General features: G+C 65.1%; 20 protein-coding genes and 1 pseudogene. 4 read left to right on the top strand and 17 right to left on the bottom strand.

All coding sequences use genetic code 11. The features are described from left to right. Positions 1-46 precede the first annotated feature (46 nt). The 15 genes and pseudogenes from LRS11_RS10995 to LRS11_RS11065 form a co-directional block, all read right to left on the bottom strand. Positions 47-568 (bottom strand): DUF2878 domain-containing protein, encoded by a 522-nt coding sequence (locus LRS11_RS10995; RefSeq protein WP_260496828.1) that lies wholly within the window; start codon positions 566-568, stop codon positions 47-49. Positions 569-640: 72 nt separating this feature from the next. After that, on the bottom strand, positions 641-1,915 hold the full coding sequence (locus LRS11_RS11000; RefSeq protein ID WP_260496829.1) for an SAM-dependent methyltransferase: 1,275 nt from the start codon (positions 1,913-1,915) through the stop codon (positions 641-643). Beyond that, positions 1,902-2,720, bottom strand: a complete 819-nt coding sequence (locus LRS11_RS11005) for a DUF1365 domain-containing protein (RefSeq protein WP_260496830.1) — start codon at positions 2,718-2,720, stop codon at positions 1,902-1,904. The genes LRS11_RS11000 and LRS11_RS11005 overlap by 14 nt, the downstream gene beginning before the upstream one ends. After that, the gene (locus LRS11_RS11010) at positions 2,717-3,964 is read right to left on the bottom strand and encodes an NAD(P)/FAD-dependent oxidoreductase (RefSeq protein WP_260496831.1); all 1,248 of its coding nucleotides are present in this window, start codon (positions 3,962-3,964) and stop codon (positions 2,717-2,719) included. The genes LRS11_RS11005 and LRS11_RS11010 overlap by 4 nt, the downstream gene beginning before the upstream one ends. Then, complete coding sequence (locus LRS11_RS11015; protein ID WP_260496832.1) at positions 3,961-4,725, bottom strand: SDR family NAD(P)-dependent oxidoreductase; 765 nt, start codon at positions 4,723-4,725, stop codon at positions 3,961-3,963. The genes LRS11_RS11010 and LRS11_RS11015 overlap by 4 nt, the downstream gene beginning before the upstream one ends. Beyond that, positions 4,722-5,144, bottom strand: coding sequence for a nuclear transport factor 2 family protein (locus LRS11_RS11020; protein WP_182835255.1), 423 nt, complete (start codon positions 5,142-5,144; stop codon positions 4,722-4,724). Before LRS11_RS11020 ends, LRS11_RS11015 begins: the two co-directional genes overlap by 4 nt. Further along, on the bottom strand, positions 5,137-6,576 hold the full coding sequence (phrB, locus tag LRS11_RS11025; protein ID WP_260496833.1) for a deoxyribodipyrimidine photo-lyase: 1,440 nt from the start codon (positions 6,574-6,576) through the stop codon (positions 5,137-5,139). Before phrB ends, LRS11_RS11020 begins: the two co-directional genes overlap by 8 nt. Before the next feature lie 11 nt (positions 6,577-6,587). Continuing rightward, positions 6,588-7,502, bottom strand: a complete 915-nt coding sequence (locus LRS11_RS11030) for a MerR family transcriptional regulator (protein WP_260496834.1) — start codon at positions 7,500-7,502, stop codon at positions 6,588-6,590. Beyond that, positions 7,499-8,460, bottom strand: a pseudogene (locus LRS11_RS11035) (YbgA family protein). Before LRS11_RS11035 ends, LRS11_RS11030 begins: the two are co-directional and overlap by 4 nt. Positions 8,461-8,733: 273 nt before the next feature. Next, positions 8,734-9,030, bottom strand: a complete 297-nt coding sequence (locus LRS11_RS11040; RefSeq protein WP_260496899.1) for a winged helix-turn-helix domain-containing protein — start codon at positions 9,028-9,030, stop codon at positions 8,734-8,736. Between the two features lie 11 nt (positions 9,031-9,041). Next, positions 9,042-10,397, bottom strand: a complete 1,356-nt coding sequence (nhaD, locus tag LRS11_RS11045; protein ID WP_260496835.1) for a sodium:proton antiporter NhaD — start codon at positions 10,395-10,397, stop codon at positions 9,042-9,044. Between the two features lie 242 nt (positions 10,398-10,639). Further along, positions 10,640-13,471, bottom strand: a complete 2,832-nt coding sequence (locus LRS11_RS11050) for a valine--tRNA ligase (RefSeq protein WP_260496836.1) — start codon at positions 13,469-13,471, stop codon at positions 10,640-10,642. Positions 13,472-13,781: 310 nt separating this feature from the next. After that, complete coding sequence (locus LRS11_RS11055; protein ID WP_260496837.1) at positions 13,782-14,321, bottom strand: DNA polymerase III subunit chi; 540 nt, start codon at positions 14,319-14,321, stop codon at positions 13,782-13,784. An 8-nt stretch (positions 14,322-14,329) separates the two neighbouring features. Continuing rightward, positions 14,330-14,746, bottom strand: coding sequence for a DNA polymerase III subunit chi (locus LRS11_RS11060; RefSeq protein WP_260496838.1), 417 nt, complete (start codon positions 14,744-14,746; stop codon positions 14,330-14,332). After that, a complete protein-coding gene (locus tag LRS11_RS11065) occupies positions 14,743-16,227 on the bottom strand; it encodes a leucyl aminopeptidase (protein ID WP_260496839.1) in 1,485 nt (494 codons plus the stop codon). The genes LRS11_RS11060 and LRS11_RS11065 overlap by 4 nt, the downstream gene beginning before the upstream one ends. A gap of 143 nt (positions 16,228-16,370) precedes the next feature. Between LRS11_RS11065 and lptF the strand changes: the two genes are divergently transcribed. Next, positions 16,371-17,507 carry an LPS export ABC transporter permease LptF gene (gene lptF / locus LRS11_RS11070; RefSeq protein WP_260496900.1) on the top strand — a complete coding sequence of 379 codons (1,137 nt, stop codon included), beginning with the start codon at positions 16,371-16,373 and terminating at the stop codon, positions 17,505-17,507. After that, positions 17,494-18,555, top strand: a complete 1,062-nt coding sequence (lptG, locus tag LRS11_RS11075) for an LPS export ABC transporter permease LptG (protein WP_173203997.1) — start codon at positions 17,494-17,496, stop codon at positions 18,553-18,555. The genes lptF and lptG overlap by 14 nt, the downstream gene beginning before the upstream one ends. Before the next feature lie 455 nt (positions 18,556-19,010). Here the strand turns inward: lptG and LRS11_RS11080 are convergent, their stop codons facing one another. Further along, positions 19,011-21,074, bottom strand: a complete 2,064-nt coding sequence (locus LRS11_RS11080; protein ID WP_260493055.1) for a putative bifunctional diguanylate cyclase/phosphodiesterase — start codon at positions 21,072-21,074, stop codon at positions 19,011-19,013. A gap of 255 nt (positions 21,075-21,329) precedes the next feature. Here LRS11_RS11080 and LRS11_RS11085 point away from each other — a divergent pair, with 255 nt between their 5' ends. Continuing rightward, on the top strand, positions 21,330-22,625 hold the full coding sequence (locus tag LRS11_RS11085) for an ammonium transporter (RefSeq protein WP_260493056.1): 1,296 nt from the start codon (positions 21,330-21,332) through the stop codon (positions 22,623-22,625). 1 nt (position 22,626) lies between these two features. Beyond that, a complete protein-coding gene (locus tag LRS11_RS11090; RefSeq protein ID WP_260493057.1) occupies positions 22,627-23,271 on the top strand; it encodes a hypothetical protein in 645 nt (214 codons plus the stop codon). A gap of 64 nt (positions 23,272-23,335) precedes the next feature. On the opposite strand, the gene sodB is transcribed toward LRS11_RS11090, so the two are convergent. Continuing rightward, positions 23,336-23,917 (bottom strand): superoxide dismutase [Fe], encoded by a 582-nt coding sequence (sodB, locus tag LRS11_RS11095; RefSeq protein WP_260493058.1) that lies wholly within the window; start codon positions 23,915-23,917, stop codon positions 23,336-23,338. Positions 23,918-23,941 lie beyond the last annotated feature (24 nt).

Consider the following 23,941-nt stretch of genomic DNA (forward strand, 5'->3'; position numbering starts at 1 on the left):
AATAGCTAACTTATTTCTCGGCGCTTGGCTTTGTCCAGGGCCATGTTCAGATCGGACGCTGAGCCCGATACATCCCCGCAAACCCATTCACCACCACCATCACTACCGCCCAGATCCCCGCCAACAACAGCTGCGTCGGCCACAGCCCCAGCGGCATGCCCACGCCCGCCAGTTTCGCACCACCCAGGTAGGACAGCGGCCCGCTGACGGCGCCGAGCAGGCTGCCCAGCCACCAGGGGCGGGCCGTCCAGGCCAGGCTGTGATTGAGCGTGGTGCCGAACAACGCCCACAGCAGCGCCAGCCAGGCGGGGAGCAGGAGGCTATCTCCGGCGAAGTCGAAGACCCCGAGGTTGAGCAGGAAGCTGTCCAGCGCCGCGCCGAACAACATCACGCTGGCGACCAGGCGACCCTCCTGGCGCCAGCTGCCGACCCAGAGAAAATGCGCCGCCAGGCACGCCAGGGCGACCAGCAGCAGCCAGGGACGTTGGGCGCCGAACACGCAGGCGAACCAGCCGAGCTGGAACAGCGCGGCATTCAGCAGTAGCGAGCGGGTGGGTGACAGCGGCATGGGTACGATCCTTGGTGACGGGCTTCCCTCTCCCCCGGCCCCTCTCCCATAAATGGGAGAGGGGAGACAGGCTCAGGCGTTGAAACGGCCGAGCAGCGGCGCCGGCACGGCTTTCTCCTTGGCCAGCAGCAGTTGCGCGGTGCCGATGGTGCGTTCGAGGAAACCGCCCTCGCAGTAGCACAGGTAGAACTCCCACAGGCGATAGAAGTAGTCGTCGTAGCCCAGCTGCTCCAGGGCGTGGCGGGCGTGGCGCAGGTTGTCGTGCCACAGGCGCAGGGTCTTGGCGTAGTGCAGGCCGAAGTCCTCCATGTGGTGCAGGTTCATGTCGGTCTCGCGGTTAACGATTTCCAGCATCTTGTGCACCGAGGGCAGGGCGCCGCCGGGGAAGATGTAGCGCTGGATGAAGTCCACCGAGCGCTTGGCCTGCTCGTAGCGCTGGTCGCGGATGGTGATGGCCTGCAGCAGCATCAGCCCGTCGTCCTTGAGCAGGCGTGCGCACTGCTTGAAGTAGGTGGGCAGGAAGCGATGGCCGACCGCCTCGATCATCTCGATCGACACCAGCTTGTCGTACTGGCCGTTGAGGTCGCGGTAGTCCTCCAGCAGCAGGGTGATGCGCTCCTGCAGGCCCTGCTCCTCGATGCGCCGCTGGGTGTAGGCAAACTGCTCCTTCGACAGGGTCGTGGTGGTGACCTTGCAGCCATAGTGGCTGGCGGCGTAGATGGCCATGCTGCCCCAGCCGGTGCCGATCTCCAGCAGGTGGTCGCCGGGCTTGAGTTGCAGCTTCTGGCAGATGCGTTCGAGCTTGTTCAACTGCGCCTGTTCCAGGCTGTCGTCTTCGTCCTCGAACATGGCCGCCGAGTACATCATGGTCGGGTCGAGGAACTGCTCGAACAGCTCGTTGCCGAGGTCGTAGTGAGCGGCGATGTTCTTCTGCGAGCCCTTGCGGGTGTTGCGGTTGAGCCAGTGCAGACCCTGGATCAGCGGGCGGCCGAGGCGGGCCAGGCCGCCTTCCATGGCATCCAGCACGTCGAGGTTGCTGACGAACACGCGGATCACCGCGGTCAGGTCCGGGGTGCTCCAGTAGCCGTGGATATAGGCCTCGCCGGAGCCGATCGAACCGTTGCCGGCGACCAGGCCCCACACGGCCGGATCGTGCACATGGATCTCCGCATGCAGCGACGAACCGGCCTGGCCGAACAGCAGGCGCTCGCCGTTTTCGAAGACGGCCAGTTGGCCATGGCGCAACTGGCCGAGCTGGCGCAGTACCGCGCTGCGCAGCAGGCTGGCGCCCAGGCCGCTGCCGGCGCGCACGCTGGATTTTGCAGAGGTCAGGCTAGGGCTTTTCATGGCGAGGCTCCTGATCAGAGGGGCTGGCTACGCGGTATTCACCTTGCGCGGCTTGATGGGAAAAAATCGGTAGGCGTTTGAGCAGCAGGCGCAGGGCCTGCCAGTAGATGCCGAGCACGGTCTTGCCAGTCATCCAGGGAAAACTCAGCAGGTGGCGATGCAGGCTGGCGCGGCTGAGCGCCTGGCGCTGCAGGCCGAGGCTGGCGACGAACAGGCGCTCCTCGCCCTGCCAGTCTTCCATCTGGATGCTCAGGCGCTCGTCCGGCAGGTTGAAGCGCATGCGGTATTCCAGCTCACGCGGCAGAAACGGCGAAACGTGGAAGGCCTTGGCCACGGCGAAGTGCTGGATACCTTCGCCGCCGGACGGCAGCACGTCGCTGGCCGGCAACACATAGTGGTAGCGTTCGCGCCAGGGAGTGTTGCTGACCTCGCAGAGGATCGTCGCCAGGCGCCCGTCGGTTTCATAGCAGTAGTAGAAACTCGCCGGGTTGAAGGCCAGGCCCCAGCTGCGCGGTTGGGTCAGCAGGCACACACGCCCGCCCGGCACGCGGCCGAGGGCTTCGCCGATGCGCTGGCGCACCGCGTCGATCAGGCGCATGCCCTGGCGGGTGAATTGCGGCAGGTAGTCGGTTTCGCGGAAGGCGAACGGGGCGAAGCGCCCACGCCCGGCCAGGGGCGACAGTGCCAGCACGGCGTCCTGTTCGTCGAGGTCGAGAAACAGCATGCCCATGCGATAGCGGAAGTCGTGGCCACGCGGCAGGAAGCGCCGGTGGCCGACCCAGCCGCTGTACAGGGCGCTGTTCACAGGCGCTCCCCGAAGGCTTCGGCGACGCGCAGGGCACTGACCACGCCGTCTTCATGGAAGCCGTTGGCCCAGTAGGCGCCGCAGAAGTGGCTGTGCTGCACGCCGCTGATCTCGCTCCAGCGTGCCTGGGCTTTGAGCCCGGCCAGGCTGTACTGCGGATGGGCGTAGCGGTAGCGGCCGAGGACCTTGGCTGGGTCGATGGCGGCAGTCTGATTGAGGCTGACGCAGAAGGTCTGCGGCGCCTGGATGCCCTGCAGGATGTTCATGTTGTAGGTAACGGCGGCGGGTTGCTGCGCCGGGCCGCCGAGGCGGTAGTTCCAGCTGGCCCAGGCCAGCGGCCGGTCGGGCAGCAGGCGGGTGTCGGTGTGCAGCACCACGTCGTTGTCGGCGTAGCGCAGGTCGCCAAGGATCTCCCGTTCGGCCTGGCTCGGCGCGGCCAGCAGGGCCAGGGCCTGATCGCTGTGGCAGGCGAACACCACCTGGTCGAAGCGCTCGGCGCCCACGGCGCTGTGCACGGTCACGCCCTCGGCATCGCGCTCGACGCGCTGCACCGGGCAGTTCAGGCGGATCTTCTCGGCAAAGCTGGCCGTCAGCGGCGCTACATAGCTGCGCGAGCCGCCGCTGACCACGTGCCACTGCGGGCGGTTGCTGACCGACAGCAGGCCGTGGTTCTTGAAGAAGCGCACGAAGAACTGCAGCGGAAAGTCGAGCATGTCGGCCAGCGACATGGACCAGATCGCCGCGCCCATGGGCACGATGTAGTGGTCGATGAAGCGCTGGCCGTAGCCGCGCTGCTGCAGGTACTGGCCGAGCGTCAGGTCGGCGGCGATGTACTGCTCGGCCAGATCGAACTGGGCCTCGCGGTTGAAGCGCAGGATGTCGCTGATCATGCCCCAGAAGCGCGGCGACAGCAGGTTGCTGCGCTGGGCGAACAGGCTGTTGAGGGTGTTGCCGTTGTACTCGCTGCCAGTCGCCGGGTCATGCACCGAGAAGCTCATTTCGGTGGGTTGCGAAGCGACGCCGAGCAGGCCGAGCAGCTTGATGAAGTTGGGGTAGGTCCAGTCGTTGAACACGATGAAACCGGTGTCGATGGCGTAGTCACGCCCGTCGACCTGGACATCGACGGTGTGGGTATGGCCGCCGACCCAGTCGCTGGCCTCGAACACGCAGATGTCGTGCTGGCGATTGAGCAGGTAGGCACTGGTCAGGCCGGCGATACCACTGCCGATGATGGCGATTTTCATGCGTTGGATTCCGCGTTGGAGGTACGTGCCATGCGCTTGCCGATGGCCAGTTGCAGGCCCTTGGGCATGTGGGCGAGTAGCAGCAGGGTGGCGATGAACGGGCCGGGGAAGGCGATTTCGTAGGGACGCTTGTCCAGGCGCTCGGCGATGTGGCGGGCGGCTTTCTCGACCGGCCAGCGCATCGGCATGGGGAAGTCGTTTTTCTGCGTCAGCGGGGTGTCGACGAAGCCCGGACTGACCAGGGTGACGGCGATGTCCTCGGCGGCCAGGTCGATGCGCAGGGTCTCGAACAGGTAGCGCATGGCCGCCTTGGACGCGCCGTAGGCTTCCGCGCGGGGGAGCGGCAGGTAGGTCACCGAACTGCCGACGCCGACCAGGTGCGGTTGGGCGCTCTGCCGTAGCAGCGGCAGGGCGGCCTCGATGCAGTAGCTGGCGGAGAACAGGTTGGCGCGCATCACCCGTTCGATCATCGCCGCCTCGAAGTGGCGGGTGTCCACGTACTCGCAGGTGCCGGCATTGAGGATCACCGTGTCGAGCACGCCCCAGTGTTCCGTGATGCGCTCGCCGATGGCCTGGACCTGTTCGGCATCGCTGAGGTCGCCGGGGGCCAGCAACACCTGCTGCGGGAAGCGTTCGGCGAGGGCCTGCAGGGCGCCGGCATTGCGCGCGCTGACGGTCAGGTGATGGCCCTGATGCAGGAGAATTTCTGCCAGGGCAGCGCCAATCCCGCTGCTGGCGCCGGTGAGCCAGATACGTTTCATGCCAATCTCCCTTTCAGCCACGCAATCACCCGACCGAGGATCGGCAGGTGTTCATAGAGCAGGGCGCCGGCATCGAAGTAATCGCGATGCTGGTAGACCTTGTCGCGCCAGCGCAGGTGCGAGCAGCCTTCGACGCGGATCAGCGCGCCGCCCCGCAGGCGCGGATGGCGATAACTCATGGTCCAGCGCAGGTAGCCTTCGCCCTCGGCGCTCTGGTCGAAGCCATAGAAATCGAAGCGCAGCTCGCTGACGTTGGCGTACAGCTCGCCAAAGTAGCCACGTACCGCCGGCAGGCCGCGCACTTCGTGCAGCGGGTCGCGGAACAGGATGTCGTCGCTGTACAGTTCGCGCAGGCGGTCGAGGTTGCTGGCATCCAGGCCGGCGAAGCGTTCGGCGAACTGGCGAAGGAAGTCAGCCATGGGCGGCCTCCCGTTGTGGCAGGTTCTTGAAGGCCGCCAGGGCGCGCTCGCGCGAGCGGGCCAGGTCGACGATCGGCCGCGGATAGTCGGCCAGACCAAACAAACCACCCATTGCCGCCGGGTTGTGGATGTCACGCTTGTTCAGGCCGACCAGTTCCGGCACCCAGTGGCGGATAAAACGCCCGTCCGGGTCGAATTTCTGCGACTGGCTGAGTGGGTTGAAAATGCGGAAGTAGGGCACCGAGTCGGTGCCGGTGGACGAGCTCCACTGCCAGCCGCCGTTGTTGGCGGCCAGGTCGCCGTCGATCAGGTGGCGCATGAAGAAGCGCTCGCCCTCGCGCCAGTCGATCAGCAGGTTCTTGGTCAGGAACATCGCCACCACCATGCGCAGGCGGTTGTGCATCCAGCCGGTGGCCAGCAGCTGGCGCATGGCCGCATCGATGATCGGGATGCCGGTGCGACCCTCCTGCCAGGCGGCCAGCTCGTCCGGCGCGTGGCGCCAGGGCAGGGCCTCGGTTTCCGGGCGGAAGGCGCGATGACGGCTGACGCGCGGGTAGCCGACCAGGATGTGCTTGTAGAACTCGCGCCAGAGCAGCTCGTTGATCCAGGTGATGACGCCCTGGCTGCCGCTGTCGAACTCGCCGTGATTGTGGCGCAGCGCGGCATGCAGGCACTGGCGCGGCGACAGCACGCCGGCGGCCAGGTAGGCGGCCAGCTGGCTGGTGCCGGGCAGGGCGGGGAAGTCGCGCTGGTTATGGTAGGCGTCGAGCTGTTCGTCGGCGAAGCGCGCCAGGCGCTCGCTGGCTGCCACTGCGCCGGCCGGCCAGAGCTGGCGCAGGCTCTCGCTGGGGCTGGCAAAACCTTCGGCCGCGCTCGGCACGGGATCGCTGGCGATGGCCAGCGGCGCCTGCGCCGGCGGTGTGCCGAGCAGGGGCGGCAGGGCCGTGTGCAGGCGCTGGTAGCAGACCTTGCGGAACTGGCTGTAGACCTGGAAATAGCCGCCGGACTGGGTCAGCACGCTGCCGGGCTGGAACAGCAACTGGTCGAGGTGGCTGCGAAACTGCACGCCCTGTTGCTGCAGGCGGGCAGCCACGGCCTGGTCGCGCTGGCTTTCGTGGATGCCGTATTCCTCGTTGACCTGCACGCAGTCGATGCGCAGCTCGCGGCACAGCTCGGCAAGCACCGCGGGGGCATCACGCCAGTGCGGCGCAGTGCGGATCAACAGCGGCACATTGAGCGCCGCCAGTTCGGCGGACAGCTCGTGCAGGTTGCGCAGCCAGAAGTCGACCTTGCACGGCGCGTCGTCGTGCTCCAGCCACTGCTGCGGGCTGAGCAGGTACAGGGCGATGGTCGGCCCGGCGGCCATCGCGGCCGTCAGGGCGGTGTTGTCCTGCACGCGCAGGTCGCTGCGCAGCCAGATCAGTTGGTGCATGGCGGAGTCCTTCACAGCAGTTGCTCCTGGTGCAGCAGGCGGTCGGCGGCCATTGGCCCGGCGGCCAGGTGCAGGCCCGGCAGGTTGTGCAGCTCGTCGGCGTGGATCTGCGCGGCCGGGCCGGCCAACAGCAGCGGCACGGCGCAGGCGCTGTTGAGCCTGGGCAACTCGCGGCGGATCTGCGCGGCATCCAGGGCCTGGCTGGCATACAGCAGCAGGGCGCGTGGCGCGATGTTGTCGACGGCGATGGCCAGCTCGGCCAGCGGCATGGGCCAGTCGTACACCTCTACCGGGCAGCCGGCGCTGCTGGCCAGCCAGGCGCACAGCCACAGGTTGGGCTCCAGCGGCAGATTGCAGAGGTTGACCAGCAGCAGCGGCGCACCCTGCTGCTGGCGGTTGTGGTGGTACAGGCGGGCGCCGAGCTTGCTGCGCAGCCAGGAATGGAAGAACACCCGCTGCAGTTGCGCGCCGAACGGTGCCCCATGCCAGCGCTGGTCCAGTTCTTCGAGCAGCGGCAGCAGCAGCTGCTGGCACAAGGTATGCGGTGGGTAGAGCGCCAGGGCACGGTTGAAGTGTTCGTCGAGCTGGCGTTCGGCCTGGCGCTCGATGCTCTGCAACAGGGCCTGGCGCAGCTCGTCCCACAGGTTGCTGCCGGCGGCGCTGGCTGGAACACGCTGTTCCAGCAGTTCCTTGACCTGGCCGACCGCCACGCCACGCGCCAGCCAGGTGAGGATGGCCTGGATCCGTGCGACATGATCCTGCGAATACAGACGGTGGCCCTTGGGCGTGCGGTAGGGCACCACCAGGCCGTAGCGGCGTTCCCAGGCGCGCAGGGTGACCGGGTTGACCCCGGTGCTGCGCGCCACTTCGCGGATCGGCAGGTAACCCTGGGCGAGGGCGGCCTGGTAGTCGTCGGGCTGGCTCATAGGGCGTTGCGCAGGCTGAGGTTTTCCGGGTGCGGCTGCAGGTAGGCTTGGCGCGCGATGTACGGGTGCGGGTGCTGGCGGAAGTGGTGCTTGAGCAGGGTCAGCGGCACCACCAGCGGCACGATGCCACTGCGGTACTGATCGATCAGTGCCTGCATTTCGGCCTTTTCCGGGCTGCCGAGGGCCTGCTTGAGGTAGCCGCACAGGTGCTGCAGGACATTGCTGTGGGTGCGCCGGGTGGCGCATTTTTTCAGGGCGGCCATCAGCAGGCTGAAATAACGCGGGCCGAGTTCGGCCGGGTCATGCTGGCCGAGTTCGCCGAGCAGGCGGCCGAGGGCCTTGTACTGCAGCGGGTTGCTGGCCATCAGCTGGTACTTGTAGCGGGCGTGGAAGTCGGTGATGGCGCGGCGGGTCAGGCCGTTGGCCAGCAGGCGCTGCCATTCGGCGTAGGCGAAGACGCGGGTGATGAAGTTCTCGCGCAGCACCGGGTCATTCAGGCGGCCGTCTTCCTCGATCGGCAGATCCGGACGCAGGCGGCACAAGGCTGCGGTGTACAGGCCGCTGCCCCCCCTTCGGCGGGGTAGCCGTTGTCCTGGTAGACCTTGACCCGTTCCAGGCCGCAGGAGGGCGACTTCTGCATGACGATGTAGCCGCTGATGTCGTGCAGCTCGCCGGCCATGCGCGTGCCGAAGTCGCTCAGCGCGTCGGTGACGTCACGTTCGCGGTGCAGCGTGCCGAGCGCACGCGGTGCCTGCGGATCGCCGACCAGGCGGATCGGCTCACGCGGGGTGCCCAGGCCGATGGCCACTTCCGGGCAGACCGGGACGAAATCGAAGTGCTCGGCCAGGGTGCGGCTGCACAGGCGCGATTCCTTGTGCCCGCCGTTGAAACGCACCTCGGCGCCGAGCAGACAGGCGCTGATGCCGAGTTTTAGCTTGTCGCCGTTGCTGTGCTGCATGGCAGGCCTCTGATGAATTAGTTGTACATGTTTTTATGTTTGTACAGGCTTTGGTCATCATAGGGCTGAATTGTACAAATGCAAAGAGTTTGTACAGCTTTTGTATCGATAGCTTCGGCCAGGCGTGACAAGGCACCCCATGAGCGGTGCTTGTCGGAAGGAGGGGCGGCGGTGAGGCAAGTGGTGGCAGAGCTCTCCGCCACTTGTGGACGAGGGGGAAAGCGATCCTTCACCTTGGCGCTATGGCGCTACATAAGGATCGCCAACAGGTGCTCAGGGATAGCCGAGCAGGGTCCTGATCTGTGGCAGGTGGGCACCGACCCAGGCCCGGTCGATCGGGCCCCAGGCACGGATTTCGTAGTGGCCGGCGTTATTGCGCTCGCCGTCGTGCTGGGCGAAGGCGCAATCGATATCCAGCTCGGCGAGGGCCAGCAGGGTGTCCTGGGCGGTGCGTCGGGGCATGCCGGTGGCGGCCATCAGCGCCGGCACCGTGGTCGCGCTGCCGCTGTCGATCAGCCAGGCCACGTACAGGCGGCGGTAGAAGCTGGTGCGGGTCTTGCTCGCTTCCATGCTTGGCATGCTCACAGGCTGGCCATCCCGATATAGGTGGCGGCGCCGGCCAGGTAGCCGAGCAGGGCCAGCAGGCTGATCTTCTTCAGGTACCAGATGAAGTCGATCTTCTCCATGCCCATGGCCGCCACGCCAGCCGCCGAGCCGATGATCAGGCAGCTGCCGCCGGTGCCGGCGCAGTAAGCGAGCAATTCCCAGAAGGTGCCGTCGATGACGAAGTTGCCCAGCCAGCCAGCCTCGCTGCCCGCCGCAGCCAGGGTGTCGGCGCTGACCAGCGGGTACATCTTCATCGCCCCGGCCACCAGCGGCACGTTGTCGACCACCGAGGACAGCAGGCCGATGGCGATGTTGATGGCGTAGACATTGCCCAGGCTGTCCTTGAGGGCGCTGGCAACCTGGGTCAGGTGGCCGGCGGTGGCCAGGCTGGATACGGCAAGCAGGATGCCGAGGAAGAACAGCACGCTGGTGGTGTCGATCTTGCGCAGTACGCCGACCACCGACAGCGGGTGGCGGTCTTCGTCATTCTTGCCACGGTGCAGCAGCTCGGTGACCACCCACAGCACGCCGAGGCCGAACAGGATGCCCATGTACGGCGGCAGGTGGGTGATGGTCTTGAATACCGGCACGAACAGCAGGGCGCCGATACCGAGGGCGAACACCAGGTTGCGCTCGAACGGCGTGGTCGGTTCGCGGTGCTCCTCGTCGCCGGCGCTGGCTGCCGGTCGTTCGAACTCGCCCTTCATGGTGAAGCTGAGCACCAGCAGCGGTACCAGCAGGCAGACCAGGCTGGGTACGAACAGCTCGGTGATGATGCCGCTGGCGCTGATCTGGTTGCCAATCCACAGCATGGTGGTGGTCACGTCACCGATCGGCGACCAGGCGCCGCCGGCGTTGGCGGCGATCACCACGATACCGGCGTAGAACCAGCGCTCGCGGCGGTCGTCGATCAGCTTGCGCAGCAGCGAGACCATGACGATGGTGGTGGTCAGGTTGTCCAGCACGGCAGACAGGAAGAAGGTGATGAAGCCGATCAGCCACAGCAGCTGCACACGCTTGTTGGTGCGGATGCGCTCGGTGATGACCTTGAAACCGTCGTGGGCATCGATCAGCTCGACGATGGTCATGGCGCCCAGGAGGAAGAACAGGATCTCGGAAATCTCGCCCAGGTGATGGCGCAGCTCGGTGCTGATGCCGTGACCGCTGGCACTGTCCAGCGTCGGCAGGATGCTTTCGGCACCGAGGACCAGCGCGGTCCAGCAGAACACGGCGGTGAGGATGGCCGAGGCGGCCTTGTCGATCTTCAGCGGATGTTCCAGGGCTATGCACAGGTAGCCGGCGACGAAGATCAGGGCCATCAGTACGTACATGGACGATTCCCTTGTGGTTGTAGTTATGGGCAGCCGGCGAGCATGCCTGATCGTACCGCTAGCGGAAAGAGGCCGGCACCCGCCCTGGAGCGCGGGCGCCCGAGCAGCTGCGCCGAATATTGGAGGTACAAGCGGCTTTAGCGGCGAATGACGTTGATCCGCGCGACAACGCGCAGGCTGCCGCGCGCAAGAAAAAGGCCCGCGGTCTGACGACGGCGGGCCTTGTTCAGGGTGCGGCTGCTTTACAGGTTGGCGATCTTCTCGCGCTGCTCGACCAGCTTGGCCAGCGCCTGTTCGGCCTCGGCCAGTTTGGCGCGCTCCTTGTCGAGCACTTCGGCCGGCGCCTTGGCGACGAAACCTTCGTTGCTCAGCTTGCCGCCGACGCGCTGCACTTCACCGGAGAGGCGCTGGATTTCCTTGTCCAGGCGCGCCAGTTCGGCGTCCTTGTCGATCAGCCCGGCCATCGGCACCAGCACCTGCATCTCGCCGACCAGGGCGGTGGCGGACATCGGCGCTTCCTCGCCGGCAGCCAGCACGCGTACCGACTCCAGCTTGGCCAGCTTGCTCAGCAGCGGCTCGAAGTCGGCCAGGCGGCGCAGGTCTTCGCCGCTGGCGTTGGCGACGATGATGTCGATGCGCTTGGCCATGGAGATCTTCATCTCGCCACGGATCTGCCGCACGCCGAGCATCAGCTGCTTGACCCACTCGATGTCGCCTTCGGCGGCGGCGTCGATGCGGCTCTCGTTCGCCACCGGCCAGGCCTGCAGCATGATGGTGTCGCCGCTGACGCCAGCCTGGGTCTTGATCCGTTGCCAGATTTCTTCGGTGATGAAGGGCATGAACGGGTGGGCCAGGCGCAGAACCACTTCCAGCACGCGGATCAGCGTGCGGCGGGTGCCACGCTGGCGTTCTACTGGCGCGTTTTCGTCCCAGAGAACAGGTTTCACCAGCTCCAAATACCAGGCGCAGTACTCGTCCCAGACGAATTCATAGAGGGCCTGGGCGGCCAGGTCGAAGCGGAAAGCGTCGAGGTGACGGGTGACGTCCTGCTCGGTGCGCTGCAGGGCGGAGATGATCCAGCGGTCGACCGGCGACAGCTCGACCGGCTCACCGTTGACGCCAGTGTCCTGGCCGTCGGTGTTTTCCAGCACGAAGTTGGCGGCGTTCCACAGCTTGTTGCAGAAGTTGCGGTAGCCCTCGACGCGGCCCATGTCGAACTTGATGTCGCGACCGGTGGAGGCCAGCGCCAGGTTGGTGAAGCGCAGGGCGTCGGTGCCGTAGGCGGCGATGCCGTCGGGGAACTCGGCGCGGGTCTGCTTGGCGATCTTCTCGGCCAGCTTCGGTTGCATCAGGCCGGTGGTGCGCTTTTCCAGCAGCTCGTCGAGGGTGATGCCATCGACGATATCCAGCGGGTCGAGCACGTTGCCCTTGGACTTGGACATCTTCTGGCCCTGGCCGTCGCGCACCAGGCCGTGCACGTATACGGTCTTGAACGGGATCTGCCCGGTCAGGTGGGTGGACAGCATGATCATCCGGGCGACCCAGAAGAAGATGATATCGAAGCCCGTTACCAGAACATCGGTGGGGTGGAAGGTCTTGAGGAAGTCGGTCTGCTGCGGCCAGCCGAGGGTGGAGAAGGTCCACAGGCCGGAGCTGAACCAGGTGTCCAGCACGTCTTCGTCCTGGCGCAGGTTGACGCCTGCGAGGTTGTGCTTGGCGCGCACTTCGGCCTCGTCACGGCCGACATAGACGTTGCCGGCATCGTCGTACCAGGCCGGGATGCGATGGCCCCACCAGAGCTGACGGCTGATGCACCAGTCCTGGATGTCGCGCATCCAGCTGAAGTACATGTTCTCGTACTGCTTGGGCACGAACTGGATCTCGCCACTCTCGACCACGGCGATGGCTTTTTCGGCCAGCGGCTTGGTGGAGACGTACCACTGGTCGGTCAGCCACGGCTCGATGATGGTGCCGGAGCGGTCGCCCTTCGGTACTTTCAGCGCGTGGTCGTCGATGCTTTCCAGCAGGCCGGCAGCCTCGAAGGCGGCAACGATCTGCTTGCGCGCGACAAAACGGTCGAGGCCGGCGTATTCGGCCGGCAGGCTGCCGTCGATCTCGCTGTTGACGCTGCCGTCGATGTTGAACACCTGGGCCTTGGCGAGAACCTGCGCATCCTTGTCGAAGATATTCAGCAGCGGCAGGTTGTGGCGCTTGCCGACTTCATAGTCGTTGAAGTCGTGGGCCGGGGTGATCTTCACGCAGCCGGTGCCGAATTCGGGGTCGCAGTAATCGTCGGCGATGATCGGAATACGGCGGCCAACCAGCGGCAGCTCGACGAAGGTGCCGATCAGGGCTTTATAACGCTCGTCTTCCGGGTGCACGGCTACGGCGCTGTCGCCGAGCATGGTTTCCGGGCGGGTGGTGGCGACGATCAGGTAGTCCTTGCCGTCGGCGGTCTTGTTGCCGTCGGCCAGCGGATAACGCAGGTTCCACAGGTGGCCCTTCTCGTCGTGGTTCTCCACTTCGAGGTCGGAGATGGCGGTGTGGAACTTGGTGTCCCAGTTGACCAGGCGCTTGCCGCGGTAGATCAGGCCGTCGTTGTGCAGGCGCACGAAGGCTTCTTTAACGGCCTCGGATAGGCCCTCGTCCATGGTGAAGCGCTCGCGCGACCAGTCCACCGAGGAGCCCAGGCGACGGATCTGCCGGGTGATGGTGCCGCCGGACTGTTCCTTCCACTCCCAGACTTTCTCCAGGAACTTCTCGCGGCCCAGGTCGTGGCGGCCGATGCCGTCGGCGGCCAGTTGGCGCTCGACCACCATCTGCGTGGCGATCCCCGCGTGGTCGGTGCCCGGCTGCCACAGGGTGTTGCGGCCCTGCATGCGGCGGAAGCGGATCAGCGCATCCATGATCGAGTTGTTGAAGCCATGGCCCATGTGCAGGCTGCCGGTGACGTTCGGCGGCGGGATCATGATGGTGTAGGGCTCGCCGGAACCTTGCGGGGCGAAGTAGTTGTTCTGCTCCCAGGTCTGGTACCAGGAAGTTTCGATGGCGTGGGGCTGGTAGGTCTTGTCCATGGGTGCGGCGGGACCGTATTGGCAACTGATCGGGAAAGCCGGCAAGTATAACGGCAAAGGGCAGGCGGCCAAAGGCCGAAGCGGCGAGCGCCGGACGACGGGTGTCTCGGAAGCTCCCCTCTCCCACTTGTGGGAGAGGGGCTGGGGGAGAGGGGGTTGGTCTACTCACCCTCTCCCCCAGCCCTCGGCTTTAGCTTCCTGCGTCGCTCTACCTCCTGCATCCATGCAGTTGTCTCCCGTGAACGGGAGAGGGGGCAAAAGCGCACCGCACCGCGACTATGAAACTGCAAAAAAGACTCTGAACGGGTTCTCAGGGCTTGCGCTGGGCCAGCAGGCGGTCGAGGCGGGCGTCGAGGCGGCGCTTGAGTTCGGCCTCGATCTGCGGCACGAAATCGTCGATCACGTCCTGTAGCAGCAGTTGGGCGGCGGCACGCAGTTCGCCGTCGAGGCGGTTCAGTTCGCCGAGTCCCTGGGCACTGACGCTGCGCTGGATGGCGCTGCTGATGGTCGAGCTGGCAGGTGCGGTTGGCGCGGTAGCGGGTTTGGCCGGCGCTACAGGGGCAGCTGTGGGGCTCGGGGTAACCGGCGAGGCCGGGCGCTGGGGCGGAAGGCTTGTCGCAGGGACGCTGGTCGCGCGGGCCGACGGCACTGGGGTGGCACTTGGCGGCGGGGTGGGCAGGCTTACGGTCGGGCCGGGCTCGATGATGTCGGACAGCAGGGGAATCTGCAGGTCATCGTCGAGGCTGTCAGTCAGCAGCGGCGGTTCGAGCTGTTGCTCTTCCAGCAGCTTGCGGATGGACTCGAGGTCATCCAGCAGGTGGTCGGGCTTGGGCGGTTTCGGGGTGTCCATGGCTTGAATCAGAGCTCTACACGCTGCGGATCATAGCCTTTCTGCCGGTACAGGCGGAAATTCTCGCGGCACAGAGCGAGCAATTGCGGCTCCTGGTTGACGATCTCAATGACCCGGCTGAACTGCTGCAGATGCGGCGAAAGTGCCGGGTTGAGGTTGATCAGCAGGCCCTGGCTGGTCGCCGGTGGCTCGTCCAGGCCGAGTACCACCGGTGCCTGCGGATTGTGCTGGTGCAGGTCATGGGGCACGAAGCTGTCGTTCTTGAAGCGCCACAACAGTTCGTCCAGCTCTTCGCACTGGGCCTGGTCGGCGCCGCGCACGAACACCGGCATGCCGGCGCGCCAGGCTTTCAGTGCTAGCTGGCAGGCCGCGCGTTGGCGGTCTGCCGGGGTGGCGGTGGAAAGAACGTAGAACTCGATCCTCACTTGACCCGATCCAGCAGGTACTGGGTCAGCAGCGGTACCGGGCGACCGGTGGCGCCCTTGTCTTTGCCGCCACTGATCCAGGCGGTGCCGGCGATGTCCAGGTGGGCCCAGTGCACGTCCTTGGTGAAGCGCGACAGGAAGCAGGCGGCGGTGATGGTGCCGGCCTTGGGCCCGCCGATGTTGGCGATGTCGGCAAACGGGCTGTCCAGCTGTTCCTGGTATTCGTCGAACAGCGGCAGCTGCCAGGCGCGGTCGTCGGCGTGTTCGCCCGCTTTGAGCAGTTGCTTGATCAGCGTGTCGTTGTTGCCGAGCAGGCCGGAGGTGTGGGCGCCGAGGGCGACCACGCAGGCGCCGGTGAGGGTGGCGATGTCGATCACCGCCTGCGGCTTGAAGCGTTGGGCATAGGTCAGGGTATCGCACAGCACCAGGCGGCCTTCGGCGTCGGTGTTGAGGATTTCCACGGTTTGCCCACTCATGGTGGTGACGATGTCGCCGGGGCGGGTGGCGCTGCCGCTGGGCATGTTCTCGGCGCAGGCCAGCAGGCACACCAGGTTGATCGGTAATTGCAGTTCGAGCACGGTCTTGAGGGTGCCGAACACGCTGGCGGCGCCACACATGTCGTACTTCATCTCGTCCATGCCGGCGGCCGGCTTGATGCTGATGCCGCCGGTGTCGAAGGTGACGCCCTTGCCGACCAGGGCATAGGGTTGTTCATCCTTCTGCCCACCCTGGTAGTGCATGACGATCATGCGCGGCGGTTGGGCGCTGCCCTGGCCGACGGCGAGGAAGGCGCCGGCGCCGAGTTCCTTGAGTTTCTTCTCGTCGAGGATCTCGACCTTGAGGTTCTTGTGCGCCTTGCCCAGGGTCTTGGCTTCTTCGGCCAGGTAGCTGGGGTGGCAGAGGTTCGGCGGCAGGTTGCCGAGGTCCTTGGTGAAGGCCATGCCGCTGGCGATGGCCTGGGCGTGCAGGCTGCCGCGCTCGACGTCGGCCAGTTCGGCCTTGTCGGCGATCAGGGTGATCTTCTTCAGCGCCTTGGGTTCGGCCTTCTTGCTCTTGAACTGGTCATACAGGTACTCGCCGTCGGCCAGGGTTTCCACCAGCAGGCGCGCCTTGCCGTAGGCATCGCGGCCCTTGATCTTGAGTTCGCCGAGGGCCAGCACGGCATCAGTGCCGCCCAGACCTTTCAGTGCGCCCTGTGCGGCTGCAACCAATTTGCGGTACTGGCGGTCGGATAGCTCGCCCTTGCCACTGCCAAGCAGCAGCACGCGCTCGGCCTTGAGGCCCGGCAGGCTGTGCAGCAGCAGGGTCTGCCCGGGTTTGCCGGCGATGTCGCCGCGCTTGAGCAGGGTGCTGATAGCGCCACCGCTGGCCTCATCGACGGCCTTGGCCGCCGCGCCGAGCTTGCGCCCTTCGCCGAGGGTGACCACCAGGGTGGCGGTCTTCAGGGTTTCCGGACGGGTGCTTTTGACGAGGAATTCCATGGTGAGCTGTCCCCAAGACAAAGAGTCGGGTTTGGCGGATAATGCCCGCTATTTTTTCGAGGGCCTGCATGTGCTGCAGGCCGGCAAAGGTGCGGCTAGTTTGAGCGTAGCCACCGGAGCCTGACAACCCTGGAGTGTCTGGTTTGATCGTCTTCCGCTATCTGTCTCGCGAAGTGCTGCTCACCCTCAGTGCGGTCAGTGCCGTACTGCTGGTGATCATCATGAGCGGGCGCTTCATCAAGTACCTGGCCCAGGCGGCGCAGGGTCTGCTCGACCCCGGCGTGCTGTTCATGATCATGGGCTTCCGTCTGCCCGGATTCCTCCAGCTGATCCTGCCGCTGGGTCTGTTCCTCGGCATCCTGCTGGCCTACGGGCGCCTGTACCTGGACAGCGAGATGACCGTGCTGTCGGCCACCGGCATGAGCAACAAGCGCCTGCTGACCTACACCATGGCGCCGGCGGCGCTGGTGGCCGTGCTGACGGGTTGGCTGAGCCTGGGTCTGGCGCCGCAGGGGGTGGCCGAGGTCACGCGGATCCTCAATCAGCAGGATGCCCTGACCGAGTTCGATACTCTGGTGCCCGGCCGTTTCCAGGCGATGAAGGATGGCTCGCGGGTTACCTACACGGAAAGCCTCTCGGCGGATCGGGCGCAGCTGTCCGGGGTGTTCATTTCCGAGAAGCGCTTCAGCCGCGACAAGGCGGAGAAAAATAAGGAGCGTGGCATCACCGTGCTGGTCGCCGAGAAAGGTCGCCAGGTGATCCAGGCCGATGGCAGCCGCTACCTGATCCTGGAAAATGGCTACCGCTACGATGGCAACCCGGGCCAGGCTGACTACCGGGCGATCCAGTACGAGACCTATGGCGTGCTGTTGCCCAAGCCGTCGGTGAGCAGCGAGATCAGTGAGCGCGAGGCCATTCCTACCCGCGAACTGCTGGGTAGCGACAACCCGCGTTATCAGGCCGAGCTGCAATGGCGCCTGTCGATTCCGCTGCTGGTATTTGTCGTCGTGTTGCTGGCGGTACCGCTGTCGCGAGTCAATCCGCGCCAGGGTCGCTTCCTCAAGCTGCTGCCGGCGATTCTGCTGTACATGGCCTACCTGGCGCTGCTGATCGGTGCCCGTGGCCAGTTGGACAAGGGCAAGATTCCCCAGGATCTGGGGCTGTGGTGGGTGCACGGCCTGTTCCTGTTGATCGGTCTGGGGCTGTTCTGCTGGACGCCTCTGCAACTCAAGCTGGCCAGCCGCCGCGCAGTGAAGGAGATGGCCCATGGTCAGGCTTGATCGTTACATCGGAACCAGCGTGTTCTACGCCATCCTGGCGGTGCTGGGAATCATTGTCGGCCTGGCGCTGCTGTTCGCCTTCATCGACGAACTGGGCGACGTGGGCGAGGCCTATGGCACCTTCGAGGCGTTGGTGTATGTCCTGCTGACCCTGCCGCGGCGTATCTACGAGATGCTGCCGATGGCTGCGCTGATCGGCTGTCTGATTGGTCTGGGCAGCCTGGCCAGCAACAGTGAGCTGACCATCATGCGTGCGGCTGGCGTGTCGGTCAGCCGTATCGTCTGGGCGGTGATGAAGCCGATGCTGGTGCTGATGCTGGTCGGCGTGCTGATCGGCGAATACCTGGCGCCCTGGAGCGAGAACCTGGCCCAGGCCCATCGCTCCATGGCCCAGGGCGGCGGCGAGGCGCAAAGCTCCAAGCGCGGTCTGTGGCATCGCCAGGGCCAGGAATATGTGCACATCAACGCCGTGCAGCCGAATGGTCGGCTGTATGGCGTGACCCGCTATCAGTTCGATGACCAGCGGCACCTGCTTTCCTCGAGCTTTGCCCGCCGTGCCTTGTACCAGGGCGATCACTGGCAGCTGGAAGACGTCAAGACTACGCATTTCCGCGAGCGCAGCACCGAGGTGATCGACGCGCCGATCGAACGCTGGGATGTCGAGCTTAACCCGCAGCTGCTCGGTACCGTGGTGATGGAACCGGACTCTCTGTCGATCAGCGGCCTGTGGCGCTATATCCGCTACCTCGGCGAGCAGGGCCTGAACAATGGCAGCTATTGGCTGGCGTTCTGGACCAAGGTGCTGCAACCGCTGGTGACGGCGGCGCTGGTGCTGATGGCGATTTCCTTCATCTTCGGCCCGCTGCGCTCGGTGACCCTCGGTCAGCGCGTGTTTACCGGTGTGCTGGTGGGTTTCGTGTTCCGCATCGCTCAGGACCTGCTCGGCCCATCGAGCCTGGTATTCGGCTTCTCGCCGCTGCTGGCGGTGCTGGTGCCGGCACTGATCTGTGCCGGGGCGGGCTTCGTGCTGTTGCGCCGCGCGGCCTGATACCAAGTGGGATGTGCAAAGGCCGGGCTTAGCCCGGCCTTTTTGTTGGTGGGGATTGCTGGTGAGCGGATGGCTGCAATGTTGCTTGCCGCGACCGGCCTGATTGCAGCCGCGATGGGCAAAGAGGGACTGAGTCTGTAAGGCTGTGCACTTAAGTGCTTTGCTCCCCTCTCCCGTTCACGGGAGACGACTGCATGGATGCAGGCGGTAGGGCGACGCAGGAAGCCAAAGCCGAGGGGCCGGGGGGAGTGTGGGCAGGCCACTCCGCCCCTCTCCCTAACCCTCTCCCACAAGTGGGAGAGGGGACTGTCCGTATTGGCAGAAAGTCATTATCCCGTTGCATGGCCGCTGCACTTGCCGCAGAAAAAAACGCCGCGACTCCTCGGGAGATCGCGGCGTTTTTCTTAAGGGGACAGCGCCAGGGCTAAGGGCGGCCTTTCGGCACTATCGAGTGGTTACAGCGTGGCAGGGTTGCTGGCGGTATTCAGGCGCCGGGCCTGCTTCAGGTACAGGGTGACTTCGCGGGCCGGCAGCGGTTTGCTGTACAGGTAGCCCTGACCCTCGTTGCAGCCGTTGGCGATGATGTAGGCCTCTTGCTCGGTGGTCTCCACGCCTTCGGCGATGACCTGCATGCCCAGGCTCTTACCCAGCTGGATGATGGCGCGCACGATGGTGGCGTCGTCTTCGTCTTCCAGCACATCCTGGACGAAGCTGCGGTCGATCTTGATCTTGTCCAGCGGCAGGCTCTTCAGGTAGCTCAGCGAGGAGTAGCCGGTACCGAAGTCGTCGATGGCGATCAGCGCGCCGGCGCGGCGCAGGCTGAGCAGGTGCTGGGCGGCGGTGGTGATGTCTTCCATCAGGCCGGTTTCGGTGACTTCCAGCTCCAGGCTGCGTGCCGGCAGGCGGTAGACCTGCAGCAGGTTGTTGACCATGCGTGGCAGTTCGGCGTGGTGTAGCTGCACGGTGGACAGGTTGACTGCCATGCGCAGGTTGGTGAAGCCCTGATCGTGCCATTCGCGCAGCTGGCGGCAGGATTGGTCCAGCACCCATTCGCCGATGGCGATGATGGTGCCGTTCTGCTCGGCCAGCGGGATGAACAGGTCTGGCGGGACGAAGCCGTGTTGCGGGTGCTGCCAGCGCAGCAGGGCCTCGACGCCGACCACCTGATGGTCGCGGTAGTCGACCTGCGGCTGATACACCACATGCAGTTCGTTGCGCCCGAGGGCCTCGCGCAGGTCCTTCTCCAGTTCGCGGCGGCGCCGCATCTCGCTGTCGACGCTGGCGATGTAGAACTGGTAGCGGTTGCGCGAACGGCTCTTGGCCAGGGTCATGGTCTGTTCGGCTTTCTGCAGCAGCTTCTCGGTGCTGTCGCCGTCTTCCGGGAACAGGGTGATACCGATGGTGGCGCGCAGGCGGACTTCCTGCTGCTCCAGGGAGAAGGGCGTGTCCAGGCTGTCGAGGATGCTCTGCGCCAGTTCGGCGGCTTCATAGGGCTGTTCGATATCGGCCTGGACCAGGGCGAACTGGTCGCCGCCGAGGCGAGCCAGGGCACCGAGTTTGCCGCTGTGGCTGCGCAGGCGATCGGAGAGGGCCAGCAGCAACTGGTCGCCGGTCTGGTAGCTGAACTGCTCGTTGATACCTTTGAAATCGTCCAGGCCGACGCACAGCACCGCGACGCGGCGTTGCAGGCGGCCGGCGTCTTCGAGGATCTGGTCGAGCTGCTGCTGCAGCTGCTGGCGATTGGGCAGGCCGGTGAGGAAGTCGTACTGCGACATGCGCAGCAGGCTGGTCTCGGCTTCGCGGCGCAGGTGGGTGTTGCGCTCGATGGATTCCAGCAACTGGTTGGCGGTGTTGATCCACAGTCCCAGTTCGTTCTTCTCGTTGCCGCGCAGCATGGGCAGCTTGTGTTCGCTGGGGCGGTCCGGATTGATGTTGGTCAGGTGCTCGATGATCTTCGACAGCGGCTTGGTCAGCAGCCAGTGGTAGACCAGGTACAGCACCAGGCCCATGGCCAGGGCGCGCAACACGCCGGAGATGAAGATGATCACCGAGGTGGTGAGGAAGTTCTCGCCGTAGCTGGCGGTGTCGAGGGTGATGTTGAGGTCACCGTAGTACTCGCTGTAGGGGCCTTTGCCCACCAGCTGGGTGCTGAACACCTGCTCCTTGCCGAGAATCGGATCGGTCATCCAGCGGCTGGTCGATTCGATCAGCTCGCGCGAGCGTTCGGCCAGCATCGGTTCGTTGGGGTGGCCGATGGCGGCGTAGCGCACCGCTTCGTGCTGGAACAGGCCTTCGATGACCTGCATGCCCATCTCGCGATCCAGGCTGTAGACGGCCTGGGTCGAGGGGTCGCGGAACATGCCGAGGATGCGCTGGGCATCGCTGGCCACGGCCTGGCGAGTCTTGTAGATGTCGAAGACGATCTGTGCACAGCTGAGCACCACGCCAACGATCAGCGCCGAAAGCAGAACCACTCGGAGCAGTTTGAGCGACAGGCTGTTTTTCAATTCCAGCTTCAAATGCGTATTCCTTGTTATCTGCCGGAGCCTACTGACCGTTGTGAGTATTGGCAAATGCGTGGAAGCCGTCAAAGGGCCATTACGTCATCGAGCGGATTTTTTAGCATTGTTCTGCGCTGGCGCATGAGCGGAGTATGCAATTGGTGATGCGCTCTGCCTTGGTGCGAGCGCATGGCGATGGCCTCTCGCCTGAGGGGCTCAGAGCTGGCGCAAGAGTTGCTAAGGCTTGTCCGTCACTGTGTCGGGGGACTTGCCATGAAGATCTACCTGCTGTCGCTGTGTGCCTTGTTCTTTCCGTCGCTGGCCCATGCCGCTACGGACGTCGAGCTGAATAGTGCCTGGGTGGTGCTGGCCAGTGCCCTGGTGTTCTTCATGCAGGCGGGGTTCGCCCTGCTGGAAAGCGGCATGTCGCGAGCGAAGAATGCCGTCAACGTGATGATGAAGAATTACATGGATGGCTGTGTCGGCGGCATCGTCTTCTGGCTGGTCGGCTTCGGCCTGATGTTCGGTGCCAATGCCACCGGCTGGTATGGCATGAGCCACTTCGCGCCGCATCAGGGCGAACCCTGGGATTTCACCTTCCTGCTGTTCCAGATGATGTTCGCCGCCACGGCCGCGACCATCGCCAGCGGCGCCATGGCCGAGCGCACCCGCTACGCGGCCTATCTGGTCGGCGCGGTGGTGATCAGCGGCTTCATCTACCCGATCTTCGGTAGCTGGGTGTGGAGCGGTATCTATGGCGGCCAGGGTTGGCTGGCGAAGATGGGTTTCATCGACTTTGCCGGCTCCACCGTGGTTCATAGCGTCGGCGCCTGGTGTGCGTTGGCCGGGATCATGGTGCTCGGTCCGCGCCTGGGGCGCTTTGCCAAAGACGGCACGCCGCGGGCGATTCCCGGACACAACCTGGTGCTGGTTACCCTGGGTGGTTTCATCCTCTGGCTCGGCTGGTTCGGCTTCAACGCCGGCAGCACCCTGGCGATCAATGCAAGCATCGGCCTGATCGCCCTCAATACCCACCTGGCCGCGGCCTGCGGTGCGGTGGGGGCGATGCTGGCCCTGCGCACCACATCCAGTCCGGTGCTGTTGAGCACCACGGTAAATGGCTCGCTGGGCGGGCTGGTCGGCATCACCGCCGGTTGCGCGACCATGCTGCCGGGCTTCGCCATGCTCACCGGGCTGGTGGCGGGTGTCGTGGTGGTTTTCGGCATGCGCCTGCTCGATCGCCTGCGCCTCGACGATGTGGTGGGGGCCATCCCGGTGCATGGCTTGGCCGGTGTCTGGGGGACGGTTGCCGCCGGTCTGTTCTTTACCGGCGACCTGTTCAGCTGGGCGCGCGTCAGCGTGCAATTGATCGGCGCCGGCATGGCCTTCGTCTGGGCTTTTCCGCTGGCCCTGGCGCTGTACTTCATCCTGGCCAAGACCATCGGCCTGCGCACCAGCACCCAGGATGAGCAGCGCGGCCTGGACTATGCCGAACATGCTGAAATCGGTTACCCGGAGTTCAACCAGTCGCTGACCTTCGATGGCGCCGAATTGACGCGGAGGGTGTGAGATGAGCCTGACTACCCGTCGTCGCGCCATCTATACCGGGCTGGCCGGGCACTTCGGTGAAGATGAGCTGCTGCCGCTGCTATCACTGTGGGAGGCCAAGTACGCCGACAAGCCGCCTTTCGCCCTCAACGAGTTCCTCGCCGAAGTGGCGCAGCGCAGCGGCCGCAAGCTGGAGCGCGCGCGTCTGTATCGCGAGCTGGTCGGCGCACTGACCGGGCCGACCAGCAATCTGCTGCCCGATCCGGCGCCGCGGGTGCACGCCTGGCGTCAGGGCGAAGGCCTGGAGGCGGAGGAGGTTTCCGGGCCGGATGCGCTCGCCCGGCAGACCTTCGATGCCCTGAGTCAGGCCCTGTTCAGCCTGCTCGACCCGGAGATGGTGCCGCGTCTACGGCGTTTCGCCGCCGGTAACCTGAATGGCATGCAGATCGACACCGAGCTGCGTCTGCGCCTGCGCGGCTGGCTGGAGCAGGGCGGCTCACTGGGGCTGACGGCGCTCTCGCTGGAGCACCTGCGGGTACTGCTGAATTTGCTGTATATAGGCCTGTGCGAGTACCTCGGCCCGGTGACCGCCGATCAGGTACTGACCCGGGCGGTACAGAAGGCCGAGCGTCTCAATTTGCCGATGGCGCCGCAGAAGTTGCTGTGAATACAGTCTGCAGAAAGCAAAAAACCCGGCCTTAGCCGGGTTTCTTGTTGGAACTGGGGGTGACTCAGGCAGCGAAGTTCTTCGCCACGAAGTCCCAGTTGACCAGGTTCCAGAACGCCTCGACGTACTTCGGACGCAGGTTGCGGTAGTCGATGTAGTAGGCGTGTTCCCACACGTCGCAGGTCAGCAGCGGGGTGTCGCCGCTGGTCAGCGGGCAGCCGGCGCCGATGGTGCTGGCCAGGGCCAGGGAGCCGTCAGCCTTCTTCACCAGCCAGCCCCAGCCGGAGCCGAAGGTGCCGATGGAGGTCTTGCTGAACTCTTCCTTGAACTTGTCGAAGGAACCGAAAGCCGCGTTGATCGCGTCGGCCAGGGCGCCAGTCGGTTGGCCGCCGCCGTTCGGCGACAGGCAGTTCCAGTAAAAGGTGTGGTTCCAGATCTGTGCGGCGTTGTTGAACACGCCACCCGAGGAAGTCTTGATGATCTCTTCCAGGCTCTTGCCTTCGAACTCGGTGCCCGGCACCAGGTTGTTCAGGTTCACCACGTAGGTGTTGTGGTGTTTGCCGTGGTGGAATTCCAGGGTCTCGGCGGACAGGTGCGGCTCGAGGGCGTTTTTCTCGTACGGCAGCGGCGGCAATTCGAAAGCCATGGTCTATCTCCTACTCAGGTCGGG

Source organism: Pseudomonas sp. J452, assembly GCF_024666525.1.
In the GTDB taxonomy this organism is placed as follows: Bacteria; Pseudomonadota; Gammaproteobacteria; order Pseudomonadales; family Pseudomonadaceae; genus Aquipseudomonas.

What these genes read in the sequence shown, in the direction of transcription:
- LRS11_RS10995 (WP_260496828.1), bottom strand. Translation starts at nt 568, where the DNA reads ATGCCGCTGTCACCCACCCGCTCGCTACTGCTGAATGCCGCGCTGTTC.
- LRS11_RS11000 (WP_260496829.1), bottom strand. Translation starts at nt 1,915, where the DNA reads ATGAAAAGCCCTAGCCTGACCTCTGCAAAATCCAGCGTGCGCGCCGGC.
- LRS11_RS11010 (WP_260496831.1), bottom strand. Translation starts at nt 3,964, where the DNA reads ATGAAAATCGCCATCATCGGCAGTGGTATCGCCGGCCTGACCAGTGCC.
- LRS11_RS11015 (WP_260496832.1), bottom strand. Translation starts at nt 4,725, where the DNA reads ATGAAACGTATCTGGCTCACCGGCGCCAGCAGCGGGATTGGCGCTGCC.
- LRS11_RS11020 (WP_182835255.1), bottom strand. Translation starts at nt 5,144, where the DNA reads ATGGCTGACTTCCTTCGCCAGTTCGCCGAACGCTTCGCCGGCCTGGAT.
- phrB (WP_260496833.1), bottom strand. Translation starts at nt 6,576, where the DNA reads ATGCACCAACTGATCTGGCTGCGCAGCGACCTGCGCGTGCAGGACAAC.
- LRS11_RS11030 (WP_260496834.1), bottom strand. Translation starts at nt 7,502, where the DNA reads ATGAGCCAGCCCGACGACTACCAGGCCGCCCTCGCCCAGGGTTACCTG.
- LRS11_RS11040 (WP_260496899.1), bottom strand. Translation starts at nt 9,030, where the DNA reads ATGGAAGCGAGCAAGACCCGCACCAGCTTCTACCGCCGCCTGTACGTG.
- nhaD (WP_260496835.1), bottom strand. Translation starts at nt 10,397, where the DNA reads ATGTACGTACTGATGGCCCTGATCTTCGTCGCCGGCTACCTGTGCATA.
- LRS11_RS11050 (WP_260496836.1), bottom strand. Translation starts at nt 13,471, where the DNA reads ATGGACAAGACCTACCAGCCCCACGCCATCGAAACTTCCTGGTACCAG.
- LRS11_RS11055 (WP_260496837.1), bottom strand. Translation starts at nt 14,321, where the DNA reads ATGGACACCCCGAAACCGCCCAAGCCCGACCACCTGCTGGATGACCTC.
- LRS11_RS11065 (WP_260496839.1), bottom strand. Translation starts at nt 16,227, where the DNA reads ATGGAATTCCTCGTCAAAAGCACCCGTCCGGAAACCCTGAAGACCGCC.
- lptG (WP_173203997.1), top strand. Translation starts at nt 17,494, where the DNA reads ATGGTCAGGCTTGATCGTTACATCGGAACCAGCGTGTTCTACGCCATC.
- LRS11_RS11085 (WP_260493056.1), top strand. Translation starts at nt 21,330, where the DNA reads ATGAAGATCTACCTGCTGTCGCTGTGTGCCTTGTTCTTTCCGTCGCTG.
- LRS11_RS11090 (WP_260493057.1), top strand. Translation starts at nt 22,627, where the DNA reads ATGAGCCTGACTACCCGTCGTCGCGCCATCTATACCGGGCTGGCCGGG.
- sodB (WP_260493058.1), bottom strand. Translation starts at nt 23,917, where the DNA reads ATGGCTTTCGAATTGCCGCCGCTGCCGTACGAGAAAAACGCCCTCGAG.